Raw genomic sequence first — 12,419 nt, forward strand, 5'->3', positions numbered from 1 at the left:
TCAACCTGGGTACAGGTAACGATACACTGGTCACTTACGGTGCGATCAATCTGGCTGGTGCAACTTTGTCTGGTATTGAAAACATTGTCAGCAATTCTGCAGTCGTCATTACTGCGAGCCAGTATGCTGCTTTGATCGCTGCGCGTGCTGCATTGAATCTGTCTGGTCCGGTACTGACCTTTGCTGGCGTTGGTCCGCATCAATTGACGATTGTGGATGATGTGGCGGGTGTGAATAATATTGATCTGTCCTACATCTCCATTACCGGTGGCATATTGGTCTACGACGTGACATCAGCTTCCAACGCGACGGGTGGTGGTATCAATAACACGACGACTTCCGGTGCGGTGACGGTAACTGGCAGCGGTGCAGCCATTGCCGGCACCATAGGCACCAGCCCATCGAATGGCGGTGGTCAGGCCGCCAATGGTACTGCCCTGACTGCAGGCGGTACATTCAATGGCGCAGCTGGCCTCAATGAAAATTTCACCGGCAATGTCGCGTCTCTGGTCGGCACTACCGTCAATGGTAACAGCGGTGACTCTGACACTATCACCATCTCTGGTGGTGGCACGGTGAATATTGGTAGTGGCAATACCATCACCAATATCAAGACACTGACGATGGACAGTAGCGCTGCCAATGTTGTTTTCTTCACGGTTGCAAATTCTGGCATTACCACCGTCAATGGCGGCTCAGGCAATGATTATGTTGATCTGGCGAATAGTGGCAACTCCATGCTCGCTGGCAATATCAATCTGGGGACAGGCACCAATACCCTGGTCATGGAAGGCAAGACTTATACAGGCACCTTTGTGGCTGGTTCGGGGACGTCGGATACCTTGTACCTGTTCAATGGCAGCAATATCAGCGCGGCCAATGTCAGTGGTTTTGAAACCGTCAATATTAACAATAACGCGTCTGTCACCATGACAGCGGCACAATTTGCCGGTTTTACCACCTTCACTGCCGCAGGGACAGAAACAGTCAACATCACGACTGCCGGCAGTATTACTGGCAATAGCAATGTAGAAAATTATGTACTGGCAAATGGCGGCAATACCTTTACCGCGGCGACAGGCCTGGTTTCTGTAACGGGTGGCACGGGTAATGACACCATCACTGCGAGCTCAGCCATTATCGCTGCTGCCGCAACCATCAATGGCGGTGCTGGTACAGATACCCTCAATGTTGGTGCTGTGGCAGCGGCTCTTGACCTGTCTGCCAAAGTCAGCAATGTAGAAGTCATCAATGTCACTGGCGGTACTACGCCAACCTGGACAGTGACAAACGAGAATGGCGCAGGCGTGACCCTGAACTTCACCAAGTCTGCTGCTACTGCCATCAATAACATCACGCTCGGTTCTGGTGGCCAGACCCTCAATATTCTGGGCACAGGAACAGGTGCAAGCACTATCACTGGCGGTTCTGGTGCGGATACCATCAATTTGTCTACCACTGCAACTGGTGCAGATGTCATCGCGCTTGGCTCAAACATCGCTGCCATTGATACAGTTAATAATTTCAAGGCGGCAGGTGCAGACATTTTTGCTACCGGTGTTTTGCCAACTTCATTGTTTAATCTGACTATTGCCAATGCTGACAGCAGCAGCCTGGCCGCAGCCATCGCAACAGCGGCAACTGCAGCGGGCTCCAGCCTGGCAATTACAGGTCAGGCTTATACCATCACCGTTAACAGCGGTACTGCGGCGGGCGTTTATGCCTTCCAGAATATTGGCGGCAGTGTCGGGACAGTTGATGCCAGCGATTTCATCGTCAAACTGGGTGGCACAACAGGTACTATCTTTGTCAGTGATTTTGGCATTGCCAATGCGGTTTCAGTTACTACGGGCGGTACTTACAACGGTACGGCGACGACCAACGACATCTTCATGTCTACCATCCCTGGTCTCAATGGTACGACCATCGCCGGTAATGCTGCAGACACTGACATACTGACCCTGACCACGGCAGGCACAGTCAGCATCAACAATGGCAGCACGGGCGGCACGCTCAGCAACCTCAAGGTATTGAATCTGGCGAATGGTACCAATACCATCACCTACAATACGTCTGCTGGCTTCACTACCATCAACGGTGGCTCAGGCAATGACACCTTCATCCCTAACACTGCCTTGTTGCCTATCGTGATCAATGGCGGCCTGGGTACTGACACCATCGTGCTGTCAGCAGCCTATGCTGCTGTTGCCTCTGGTTCGGGTACTTTCGCCGGCAATGTGACAGGTTTTGAAAAATTGCGTCTGACCAGCGGCACCACCCAGACCGTTGATGTACAAACCCTGGGTAACTATACCGACATCACTCTGGGCGCTGGTGCCAACGGGCTGACCTTGAGCAACCTGGCCAGCAATAGCACGGTGACACTGACGGGTTCCAGTACCGCCATGACCTTTTCCAATGCGGCATTTGCCGGTGGTGTTAACGATATCGTCAACCTGGTACTGACAGATGCCAGTACTACTGCCGTTGCCTTTGCCACCACGGGTATTACGGCATCCGGCGTCGAGACTTTCAACATCACCACCGTCGATGGCCAGGCCACACCGACAGGTCTTTTCAATGACACGCTGACCATACTCGGTAGCTCGGTCAAGAACATCTATGTCAGCGGTAATGCAGGCCTGACCATGCCAGCCACCAGCACCTCGCTGATTAATGTCGATGCCAGCGGCATTACCCTCGGTGGCTTTACCTGGACAGCCAATGCCCTGACAAGTACTGCAACTGTCAAAGGCAGCGCCACCGGTACCAATACCGTCAACATGAACTCTGCCACTGCGGGCGTTGACTATACGGGCGGTACAGGTAACGACAATATCACGATCAATGCCACGGTTTCCAGCACAGCGGCATTGGGCAATGGTAACAATAGCCTGGCCCTGAATGGCGTGACCATCCTCGGTACTTATACCGCTGGGAATACTGGTACAGACAGTCTGGCGTTCTTCTCGTCCATACCAGATATCAGCAATGCCACTGTCACGGGCTTTGAAAACCTGACCGTGACCAATAATGCCAACATCACCATGACCGCAGCGCAGATGGCGCAATTTACCGGCACCGTCAATGCTTCAGGAACCGAGACCATCAACCTGACGACTGCTGGTACGGTTAACGCCTTTAGCAGCGTAGAAAAGTACAACCTGGCCAACGGCACCAATAACTTCACCTCAGCCAACGTGGCTGTCAGTGTCATTGGCGGTACCGGTACGGATGTGTTTAATTTCACTGCCAACCAGGTCATCAACTTCCTGACCACGATAGATGGCGGCAATGGTATAGACATTCTCAATGTCGGCACCACCAACACCCAGAACCTGGACTTCACCACCAAGATCGCAGGTATCGAAACCATCAGCGTGGCGGGCAGTACAGGTACAAGCAGCATCACCAACCAGGATGGTGCGGGCGTGACCCTGAACTATACGAAGAGCACAGGCGATAACACCATTATCCTGGGTACTGGCGGCCAGACCCTGAACCTGCTGGGTTCCAGCTCCTCTTCCACGACCATCACAGGTGGTGCGGCGGTGGATACCATCAACCTGCAGTTCTCCGGCGCAGGTTCTGAAACGCTGATAGAAACCGGTGCCAATATGTCGAACAGGACACAGGTAGACATCGTCGGCAACTTCAACTCGACAGGCACTGACTACTTCAAGACTGGTGTCAATGCGTCGATTGTGGGTTCCTACATCATTGGTAATGCCGATACGGGCAACTACCTGACCACGATTGCCGCAGGTCTTGCTGTCGTTTTTAACAGTACTAGCCAGGCTTACCTGATCACGATACAAACAGGTACAGCAGCGGGTACTTATCTGGTCCAGAACACTGGTACAGATGTCACCCATTTTGATGATACTGACTTCTTTGTGCAATTGACGGGTACGATAGGTACTATCTCGACTGGCAATCTGATTGCATAAAGAAAAACATCATCAGGGCGGGCATCAATTCTGATTCCTGCCCGCAGCATCGCAGTATTTGGACAACTTGACTATTAAGACGCCAGCTTTGCTGGCGTTTTTTTTGCGCCTGTTTTTTGCCGCGGCGTGCTTGTCATTACTATTTCCCCCTTCATTCCATTTCAAAAAAAACGCTTGAAATTAAAAAACCACTGTATTACTATATTAATACACGTGGTGATGCTGTATTAGTCGGTAATAGATAAGAAATATGGCTACGTCAATTGAATGTAATGAAAGCCAGACAATGAAAGGCTAGACCATGGAACATGCATCATGAGTGCGCCAGCCAGCCCGCGCCAGTTGGGGGCAGAGATATTCCAGGTGGTGACAGGGAGTAGTGAACCTATCTATCGCCAGTTGATAGAGCAATTGCGACGCCTGCAGGCGGGTGGGCAAATTGCTGCGGGTGATGCCATGCCCTCGGTGCGTGATGTCGCCACCGGGCTTGGTGTCAATCCCATGACGGTATCCAAGGCTTACAGCATGCTCGAAGCAGAAGGTTTGCTGGTACGCCGCCGTGGGCTGGGCATGGAAGTCGCGGCACAGGCCAGCGGCCATTCTGATCTTGCATCGAGGCTGGAATTATTGCGCCCCAGCCTTGAGCGTATCGCACTTGAAGCCAGCCAGCTCGAACTTGACTCCAGCGCAGTCATCACACTCTTGACCAGTATTCTTAAAGGAAAATAAGCATGCAAGCTCAGTTAATTGCACCCGTGCATATCCAGCGTCTGAATAAATCCTTCAGCGGGCAAGCTGTGTTGAAAAATCTCGACTGGCAGATTACACCCGGTAGTATTGTCGGCCTGCTGGGCCGCAATGGTGCAGGCAAATCGACATTGATAGAATGTCTGCTGGGTTTGCGTGATATCGATGGCGGCAAGTCCAGTCTGTATGGTGAAGCAGCAGGGCAACTCAGTGCAGAGACCAGGGCCAGGATAGCCTATGTACCACAGCGCAGTGACCTGTTTGAATGGCTGACGGCAAGGCAGATGCTGGCCTACTTCCAGCTGCTATACCCACGCTGGAACGACAACAAGGTTCAGTCACTGATGCAAGCCTGGGAGCTGCCTTATGACAAGGCCATCAACAAACTCTCGGTAGGTCAAAAGCAGCGCCTGTCCATCATCCGCGCACTGGCCCATGATCCTGAGTTGCTTATCCTGGATGAGCCAGTGTCCAGCCTTGACCCGGCAGGCCGCCGTGAATTTTTGCGCGAACTCATAGACCGCGTCATTGAAAAGCAGACCACCATCGTGTTCTCTACCCATATTCTTTCTGATCTTGAAAGGGTGGCGATGGATGTCGCTTTTCTCAGCGACGGGCAAATTGTTCATCAACAATCACTTGATGACATGATGGACAATACAGTGCGTATCAATGGGCCATCTAACGTATTGCGGCAACTGCAGCCTGTAAAAGTATTGCGTCAGACTGGAAATGCAAGCGGTGAGGGCAAGCTGCTGGCGCAATTCAGCCATGAACAATTGCATGCACTGGAAGCACGTCAGGATGTCCGTATCGATAAGCTCAGCCTGGAAGACTTGTTCATAGAAATGACATGCTGAAATTCTCGGTGAATAAGCGCCTGTACCACCATGCCTGGCACATTCCCATTCACTGGTTGATGAGAACTGAGAAAGAATAATATGAAGGCCATTATTTCAATATGGATGCAACCCGTCTATGGACGCATCAATGCAGGCAGTCTTAAATCTGCCTACTTCATCCTGGCATTGATTTGTTTGATTCCATTCGTTGAGCTGCTTTCTGTCACCGGATACGAACCCAGTGCGACGGCCATCATAAAGACATGCGTCAACGGACTAGGGTCAGTGTTGCTGACGATTTTATTTTTTTGGTTTATTTTCCTGATACCCAGTATCGCCACGCAATATACGCCCACTTGCGCCAACTTGGTTCCGCACATGAAACGGCGTATGCAGACTGCGCTTGCACTGCCTATTTTACTCATTCCATTGTTGTTTCCTTGGGTATTGCGCATGCATGGGAAGTTTTTCCAGGGATGGTTCTTTGGCGTTATCGCCATGCTGGTGTACGTTGCTACTCTTCGCAATAAGCTGGTAATCATACTGCTCATAGTGCTTACACAGCTTCCAGCTTGGTTATTTCGAAATAGCAGTACCTTGCCCATGCAGCTAGACTGGAATCAGCCTGTGTTGCTGGTGATCGCTGGATTTTCGCTGACCGCGCTGATTCTACGCTGGGTGTTTTCTGTGCGTGGTGATGAGCTTTTCAAAGTAGCCGATAGCATTCCTACGATGATAATGTACATGCGTGGTGAAGAAGCAGGCATGAGTGCGTATTCCTTGAAGTTCCTCAATCCCTATCACTTCTTCTTACGCCGAAGTATGGAGAAGGTGCGTGCTGCACCAGAAAAAGTCGGGCAATTGATAGCATTCTCCATTGGTTCACAGGCTTTTTGGTTGAGCAGTTTTATCCCGGTAGTAGTAATGAGTGCAGGTTTGAGCATCTACTTCGTGTTTTACTTTCACGATGCCTCGAAGAATCAAGCGCTTGATCATTCGGTGGCATATTTGGCTGCCTTGGTCTCTTTTATCATGCTACCGCCTATCTACGCCGCTGTTGTGCGCAGCTGCGTTTCTCAACGCCGGGAAGAGCAAGGTTTGCTATTACTAGCACCAAATTTACCCAACCAGCGCGGGCAGGGCAAGACGATACTAGGTTTTATATTGGGCCAATATTTGGGTCTTTGGTTGGTGTCAACTGTATTTGCCTTGAGTGCGGCCTATTTATGCTCGACCTCAGACTATATGCACGAAGTAATCTGGCTAATTTCATTCAGCCTGTTGCCGGTGAGTTTCTTGAGCCTGACCAATTATGCGCATATCCCATCCAGCTATCAATCTTCATTGCTGGCAGCATTGACTATACTGATTTTCCTAGGCCTCGCCGTGCTTGGTCTGCATGAGCTTGTTCCTCGCTTGCCGGTTTGGCTGATCTGCAGCCTGATTGCAGGTGCTACTGCTGCAATATTACGTCGGCGTTGGCAGACGCTGATGCAGGCTGAGGCTTTGTTTCCGGTTTGCCGTGCTGTATGAAGGGTACATCATGCGTATCCTGATCATCATAGGCGTACTTGCTTTGCTCTTCTTTATCTTGCTGGCACCGCCAGAACTGACACAGCCAGCCGGGCGGGTCGCCTTGTTGTCTTGCAAGCAAGATCAAACAGGGGAAGATATCTGGGAATGCCTCGGTATCAAGCTAGGGAAAATCGCCCTGGAAGCGCTGTATTCATACTTTAGTATAGGGCACATAAAGCTGTAAATCGCCTATATTCACTGCATCTCTTCGTTGAATAGTCAACATTAAGGATCTCAGTATGAATATGCCACTGCCCATGCAAGTATTTGCACCTGCCGCCAAAAAAGAAGATGCCAGAAGTCTGAGTGCGCTGGAGCAATATGAACGACGCCGCCAGGTCATACGCGCCCATCAGCGCGGCGCGAGAAAAGTCCAGATCGCACGTGAACTGGGGCTTAGCTATACTGCAGTCTGCCTGATTATTGCCCGTTACCAGGAGCAGGGTGCCGATGCCATTCTGCCGCACCGCCGTGGCCGCCGTTCAGGCGAAGGCCGTGCCATGAGTACCGAGCAAGAAGAGCAAGTACAACAACTGATACGTGACAACAAGCCACGTCAGTTGCAGATGGACTTTGCTGAATGGACACGTCCTGCCGTTGCTGAGCTCATCAGCAAACATCTGGGCGTCAAAATTCATATACGCTCAGTGACCAACTATCTGAAGCGCTGGAACATCGTAGTAGAAAGGGCAGTACCCAGCCCTTACCTGCGCACGCAAAAGCTGATGATGCTTGACATAGCAGAACAGGTGAAGTCACCAGTTCCATCCATGCCTATGATGCCGTCCATTTATGACCCGCTGACCCAGGCTGTATCCCATTCGTATTGATGGAAGGAATGGGATAGAAGAGCTGGAGCTGGAGCCAAGGCTTAGCCCAGCCATTTCAGCAAATCGAGCAGGCGCTGTTCATTATTGCCGGTATCAAACTCCTTGATACCGATTTGCTTCAGCGTGGGTTTGCCTGCTTCGGTATCATCGAGCAGCCCCAGTTCTTTTTTCAAGGCCTGGATTTGCGCTGCCGTGATCTTGGGGTGGGCAATCAGAGGCTGGTAAGGTTGTGGCTGGCTGGTATGGATGACGCGGTGGCCGGTTTTTTCCAGGTTCTTGGCTACACCTGAGTAAGAGGCAATGCCACCGACATCGGCCAGCAGATTGTCCAGGTAAAACAGCACGGCTCCCTGTTCTTTTGCATACTGGATTTTTTCTGTCGCCAGGTTGAAACCATTGTGCGTCAATTCCGCCGAACAGAATTTCGACATATAAGAAATCTTCTCAGGCAAGGCTATGCGTTTGCCTTTCACATCAGCGATACTCTTCAATGGTGATGCCTTGGGTACGATGAGCAGACATTGGCCATCAGGCTTGGACGTTGAGACCAGTTGATATTTGTAGTCACGTATGCCACGCGCCGGATAATCACTGGGCCGGGCAATCACAAAATCCATCTTGCCGGCTTTCATACCTTCCTCAAGCTGAGAGAATTCACGTGCCACCACCACCGTCACTTTTTTACCCAGAGCCTTGCCCATGACTTCTGCCAGGCCGGTATATTTTTCTATGACCTGGGCCGCATCAAGCCCGCCAGATGTACCTTCACTGACGTACAGACTATAGTTGTTTTGCGCTTGTACCTGAGTAGTAAACCCAGCCAGACAGCAAGCCGCAATCGAGAGAACTTTTTTCATATCCGTCATCCTGGAAAACTGTTAATCATTCAGGCCTTGTATTCCAGCCTAAGACGCATGCACCAGATAGGTAGCTGATAGGTGGCTGATTACGCCGACACAATTGCGGAAAGACCAACTTTAATCCAGATAAGCTTATGCAAGCAATCATTTTTAACATTTTCGTTTTGATAAAATGCTTTTTTGCAACCTGTTAAACTGGAAAGTAATTGCCAAATTAGTCATGCATCAAGTCAGAAAATTTCATGATCAGTTTGCCTATAAATCTGCTATTGTTGCTTCAGTAGCTGCTTAAAGCGGCACTCGTTCAAATAGCGGAGTGAATATGAGACAGTTTTCCCACTATGCCTGTACTTTGGGTGCAGCTCTAAGCCTGTTAATCAGCGGCCTGGGCCCGGCCAGCGTCATGGCGCAAACATCAGCGCCTGCCAAAGCGCAGGCAACACAAAAATCCAAAGTGGTTTTTCAGGTCAGTGATGGTGAAAGCCGCAAGTGGGAACTGGCATTGAATAACGTGAAGAATGTCATCAAAGACCTGGGCAAAGATAATGTTGAGGTAGAAATCGTCGCCTATGGCCCCGGCATAGACATGTTCAAGTTTGAGACACCCGTTGCCAGCCGCATTGATGAAGTCATGAAGCTCGGTGCCCATGTCGTGATCTGCGAGAACACCATGCGCGCACAAAAAATCAGCAAGTCAGACATGCTCGACAATCTCGATTATGTTGAGGCAGGTGTGTCGCAACTGATCAAGCGGCAACAGCAAGGTTATGCTTACATCAGGCCGTGATGTGCAACAGGGCGGTAGCTAAGCTATAATTTGCACCTGGCATCATTGGGCTAAGCCGCCCATTCAAGCGAATCCACACGGATTCCATCAGGAGGAACGACCTTCCCCAGTTTGGGAATGAATGTCCGGGACGGCCCGGCTCTTTGAAAGGAGAGCTGTCATGGCTTGGATATTATTGATACTGGCTGGTCTGTTTGAAGTAGTTTGGGCTTTCGCCATGAAGCAGTCTGAAGGTTTCACGAAAGTTGTCCCCTCTGTAGTCACCATCGCAGGCATGATAGTCAGCTTTGCCTTGCTGGCCTTATCCATGCGTACCCTGCCATTAGGCACAGCCTATACCATGTGGACAGGCATAGGTGCCGTTGGTGCCTTTATTCTGGGCATCGTCTTCTTTGGTGAGCAACTGAATTTCATGCGTATCTGTGCATTGCTGCTCATCATCTGTGGCCTGGTCTTCATGAAAATGTCTTCACCGCACTAGATCGTAATTTATGTGGCAAAGCCCTTGATCTGGCTTGGTATGCCAAGGGCTTTGAAGACTAAATGCTCAAGCCAGCTTCAAGGCTTCCAGCGTGCTTTGCGTCGCCTTGCAATCAAAATCAATAATCTGGTAATCCGCGACATCTGCCTGTACATAAGAATCTTCCGCCATTATTTGCAAGAGCTTTTCCTTGCTGATGCTCTGTACGGCGATGATGCCGCCGAGGCCACTTTTTTTGGGGCCAGCGAACAGGAATATACCTTCCTTCAGGTAGCGGCTTACCCATTCGCCATGGGCTTTGATTTGCGGTTCTACTTCAGCAGGGTTTTTACTATAGCTGGCAATGAGTATGAACATGGTGTTTTCCTGAGTTTTTCTTGAATGTAAAGTGAGAGGCAAAAACTTGAATAGCTGCTGATTGCTGTTCAATGTTTTTATTTCTGTTCCAAACCAGCCGGACAGCTGATGCCAGTATATTTAGTGGTAATACTTTGATAAAGTAGCAACAGGTTTGTAGATAGCTAAGCGCTGGTGTTGAATCCGGCAGGTGCTTCGATTAGACCGCGAGTACTCTTCAATTCGAAAGTCCACATTCATTCGAAAGTTCACGTCATGATGTTAAGCCTGATCAGGAAAATTTCTTCGCTTCTTTTATTGCTTTGTTTTGTATTGCCCCTGTCTACATGCGAATCCAAAATGAAGCCGCAACAGGAGGCGAAACCGCAGTCTCAATCTCAATCGGCAAACAGCCAGCCGAATCAACAAGAGGCAGTGAAAGCGAATGTGGAAAAGAACGTGGAAGAGCGCGCGGTAAATGCAGCGAAAGACAATTCCCTGTATGGCTATGCCTTATTAATGGATGGCTGGGAGGACGTGCGCAAAAACAAAACGATGGCAAGCAGCTTGACCATGCTCGCAGTATTTGCCGTCTTTTTTCTGCCCTGCGGACTGCTGGTTTTGAAGGAAAAGCTGCAAGTTATTATTATCTTGCTGGCCAGTGTGCTTGCTGGTCCTGCCTTGTTCTTTTGGGTGCTTGTGTGGGGTAAGCCTCAAGTCGGCGGCGTGCTGGCGATTCTCTGCTGGATCAGTTTATTGCTAGTCAGCCTGATCTATTGCTGGCGCTGGGCTTTGCATTGGTGGCGGCAAAGAAAAGTACAGGGATGAATAATCCCGTTGAACCAGAATTTGGAAAGAATGCACTGTGATCAAAAGTGTAAGCACTGGTGACAAAGTTAAATGACAGACACTGTGAGCGATATTTTTTCATCGTGAATTGCTTACAAACATTTAGCCGCATGTTGTCCTTGAAACTTAGAATGCAAAACTCTTCAAGACATTCCAGGTTTTAATCTCACAAGGACATAAGGACATAAGCATGAAAATTTCCAGACTCGCCGCCATCTCCAGCATCGCCTTGCTTTTGCCACTGACTGCATTTGCAGGCAAGGCAGAACGCGACTTCATGAGTAATGAAGTTGAGCCTGCAGTCAAGGCCGCCACCAGCAGCCTGAAAACATCCTGCGGTTGCGACGTCAAATTCGACATCAAGGCCGACAGTTTTCAAAGCACTGACGACATGTTCAAGATCAAGTATTTTGCCGCTACCATCAAGGACAATGTTGCTTCCTATTGCGCTGATGCCGCGACAAAAAAAGCCATGTGCAAGATGAAGTCCATAGAATTCAGCAAGGCTGCGACGACTTACCTCAAGTTTGCTGGCGGTAAAGTCTCGGCAACGACTGATGGCACTTCCCAGCCTTCATGGGAAATGCTGACGAGGGAAGTAGATAAATAAAACGACAGCGGCATGTGCAGGTAAGGGCCGCGACCGAACAGGATCGCTTTATCTGCGCACAGATCTGCGCTAAACTGCTTTGCTTTAAACAAGCTTGCGCACAACCTGTATGAGCGAACAACAACCTGATAGTGACGATGTAATTAATTTTGCCAGCGAGTCTGTGCCTGGTATCCAAGGTAACGCAAAGGGGCTGGAGGACTCAGCGCCGGTAGTGTTGATGTTCATACTCGCACATCTCGTGCTGACAGGGATTAACTTGCCCTATTATTTCGAGCTGTTGCGCACAGGTGTTGTGGCGATGACGACGGTAGTGCTGACCTTGCTGGGCTGGATATTTTTGTATCTGGGCGGCATACAGAATGCCAGGAAATCAAAAAGCAGTGGCACTTTATGGATGAGCGCTACTGTCTTTCTTGCACTGTCTTTACCAGGCTGGCGCATGATGTACATTCCAGGTGGCCTGGTTCTGTTTGGCTGTTTGATGGCATTGGCTGGCTGGTGGTCAGTGCGGCAGTCCAAAAAATCAGACTAGCTGACTGACAAGTCAGA

The 12,419-nt window shown here is 50.0% G+C and carries 13 protein-coding genes; 11 read left to right on the forward strand and 2 right to left on the reverse strand.

Annotated features, from left to right (window positions below):
- The 6 genes from ACO0LL_RS13940 to ACO0LL_RS13965 form a co-directional block, all read left to right on the forward strand.
- Positions 1-3,950, forward strand: a 3,950-nt coding sequence (locus ACO0LL_RS13940; RefSeq protein ID WP_422951455.1) for a beta strand repeat-containing protein, incomplete at its 5' end; no start/stop codon positions are given.
- Between the two features lie 315 nt (positions 3,951-4,265).
- Positions 4,266-4,679: a GntR family transcriptional regulator gene (locus ACO0LL_RS13945; protein WP_422951456.1), complete on the forward strand. Its 414-nt coding sequence runs from the start codon at positions 4,266-4,268 to the stop codon at positions 4,677-4,679.
- 2 nt (positions 4,680-4,681) lie between these two features.
- Positions 4,682-5,557, forward strand: coding sequence for an ABC transporter ATP-binding protein (locus ACO0LL_RS13950; protein WP_422951457.1), 876 nt, complete (start codon positions 4,682-4,684; stop codon positions 5,555-5,557).
- Positions 5,558-5,638: 81 nt separating this feature from the next.
- Positions 5,639-7,072 (forward strand): hypothetical protein, encoded by a 1,434-nt coding sequence (locus tag ACO0LL_RS13955; protein ID WP_422951458.1) that lies wholly within the window; start codon positions 5,639-5,641, stop codon positions 7,070-7,072.
- A 10-nt stretch (positions 7,073-7,082) separates the two neighbouring features.
- Positions 7,083-7,298: a hypothetical protein gene (locus ACO0LL_RS13960; RefSeq protein WP_422951459.1), complete on the forward strand. Its 216-nt coding sequence runs from the start codon at positions 7,083-7,085 to the stop codon at positions 7,296-7,298.
- A 55-nt stretch (positions 7,299-7,353) separates the two neighbouring features.
- Entirely contained in the window at positions 7,354-7,944 is a 591-nt protein-coding gene (locus tag ACO0LL_RS13965) for a helix-turn-helix domain-containing protein (protein WP_422951460.1), read from the forward strand.
- Between the two features lie 41 nt (positions 7,945-7,985).
- Here the strand turns inward: ACO0LL_RS13965 and ACO0LL_RS13970 are convergent, their stop codons facing one another.
- On the reverse strand, positions 7,986-8,801 hold the full coding sequence (locus ACO0LL_RS13970) for a phosphate/phosphite/phosphonate ABC transporter substrate-binding protein (RefSeq protein WP_422951461.1): 816 nt from the start codon (positions 8,799-8,801) through the stop codon (positions 7,986-7,988).
- A 325-nt stretch (positions 8,802-9,126) separates the two neighbouring features.
- Here ACO0LL_RS13970 and ACO0LL_RS13975 point away from each other — a divergent pair, with 325 nt between their 5' ends.
- Positions 9,127-9,591, forward strand: coding sequence for a DsrE family protein (locus tag ACO0LL_RS13975; protein WP_422951462.1), 465 nt, complete (start codon positions 9,127-9,129; stop codon positions 9,589-9,591).
- A 160-nt stretch (positions 9,592-9,751) separates the two neighbouring features.
- Positions 9,752-10,072 carry a quaternary ammonium compound efflux SMR transporter SugE gene (gene sugE / locus ACO0LL_RS13980; RefSeq protein ID WP_422951463.1) on the forward strand — a complete coding sequence of 107 codons (321 nt, stop codon included), beginning with the start codon at positions 9,752-9,754 and terminating at the stop codon, positions 10,070-10,072.
- A 66-nt stretch (positions 10,073-10,138) separates the two neighbouring features.
- On the opposite strand, the gene ACO0LL_RS13985 is transcribed toward sugE, so the two are convergent.
- Entirely contained in the window at positions 10,139-10,429 is a 291-nt protein-coding gene (locus ACO0LL_RS13985; protein ID WP_422951464.1) for a YciI family protein, read from the reverse strand.
- Positions 10,430-10,684: 255 nt separating this feature from the next.
- Here ACO0LL_RS13985 and ACO0LL_RS13990 point away from each other — a divergent pair, with 255 nt between their 5' ends.
- The 3 genes from ACO0LL_RS13990 to ACO0LL_RS14000 all read left to right on the forward strand — a co-directional run bounded on the left by ACO0LL_RS13990 (position 10,685) and on the right by ACO0LL_RS14000 (position 12,402).
- Complete coding sequence (locus tag ACO0LL_RS13990; protein WP_422951465.1) at positions 10,685-11,236, forward strand: hypothetical protein; 552 nt, start codon at positions 10,685-10,687, stop codon at positions 11,234-11,236.
- 211 nt (positions 11,237-11,447) lie between these two features.
- Positions 11,448-11,867 carry a hypothetical protein gene (locus ACO0LL_RS13995; protein ID WP_422951466.1) on the forward strand — a complete coding sequence of 140 codons (420 nt, stop codon included), beginning with the start codon at positions 11,448-11,450 and terminating at the stop codon, positions 11,865-11,867.
- 109 nt (positions 11,868-11,976) lie between these two features.
- Positions 11,977-12,402 carry a hypothetical protein gene (locus tag ACO0LL_RS14000; RefSeq protein WP_422951467.1) on the forward strand — a complete coding sequence of 142 codons (426 nt, stop codon included), beginning with the start codon at positions 11,977-11,979 and terminating at the stop codon, positions 12,400-12,402.
- Positions 12,403-12,419 lie beyond the last annotated feature (17 nt).

Source organism: Undibacterium sp. TC4M20W, assembly GCF_049340245.1.
In the GTDB taxonomy this organism is placed as follows: Bacteria; Pseudomonadota; Gammaproteobacteria; order Burkholderiales; family Burkholderiaceae_D; genus Undibacterium.

What these genes read in the sequence shown, in the direction of transcription:
- ACO0LL_RS13965 (WP_422951460.1), top strand. Translation starts at nt 7,354, where the DNA reads ATGAATATGCCACTGCCCATGCAAGTATTTGCACCTGCCGCCAAAAAA.
- ACO0LL_RS13960 (WP_422951459.1), top strand. Translation starts at nt 7,083, where the DNA reads ATGCGTATCCTGATCATCATAGGCGTACTTGCTTTGCTCTTCTTTATC.
- ACO0LL_RS13970 (WP_422951461.1), bottom strand. Translation starts at nt 8,801, where the DNA reads ATGAAAAAAGTTCTCTCGATTGCGGCTTGCTGTCTGGCTGGGTTTACT.
- ACO0LL_RS13975 (WP_422951462.1), top strand. Translation starts at nt 9,127, where the DNA reads ATGAGACAGTTTTCCCACTATGCCTGTACTTTGGGTGCAGCTCTAAGC.
- ACO0LL_RS13950 (WP_422951457.1), top strand. Translation starts at nt 4,682, where the DNA reads ATGCAAGCTCAGTTAATTGCACCCGTGCATATCCAGCGTCTGAATAAA.
- ACO0LL_RS13995 (WP_422951466.1), top strand. Translation starts at nt 11,448, where the DNA reads ATGAAAATTTCCAGACTCGCCGCCATCTCCAGCATCGCCTTGCTTTTG.
- sugE (WP_422951463.1), top strand. Translation starts at nt 9,752, where the DNA reads ATGGCTTGGATATTATTGATACTGGCTGGTCTGTTTGAAGTAGTTTGG.
- ACO0LL_RS14000 (WP_422951467.1), top strand. Translation starts at nt 11,977, where the DNA reads ATGAGCGAACAACAACCTGATAGTGACGATGTAATTAATTTTGCCAGC.
- ACO0LL_RS13990 (WP_422951465.1), top strand. Translation starts at nt 10,685, where the DNA reads ATGATGTTAAGCCTGATCAGGAAAATTTCTTCGCTTCTTTTATTGCTT.
- ACO0LL_RS13985 (WP_422951464.1), bottom strand. Translation starts at nt 10,429, where the DNA reads ATGTTCATACTCATTGCCAGCTATAGTAAAAACCCTGCTGAAGTAGAA.
- ACO0LL_RS13955 (WP_422951458.1), top strand. Translation starts at nt 5,639, where the DNA reads ATGAAGGCCATTATTTCAATATGGATGCAACCCGTCTATGGACGCATC.
- ACO0LL_RS13945 (WP_422951456.1), top strand. Translation starts at nt 4,266, where the DNA reads ATGAGTGCGCCAGCCAGCCCGCGCCAGTTGGGGGCAGAGATATTCCAG.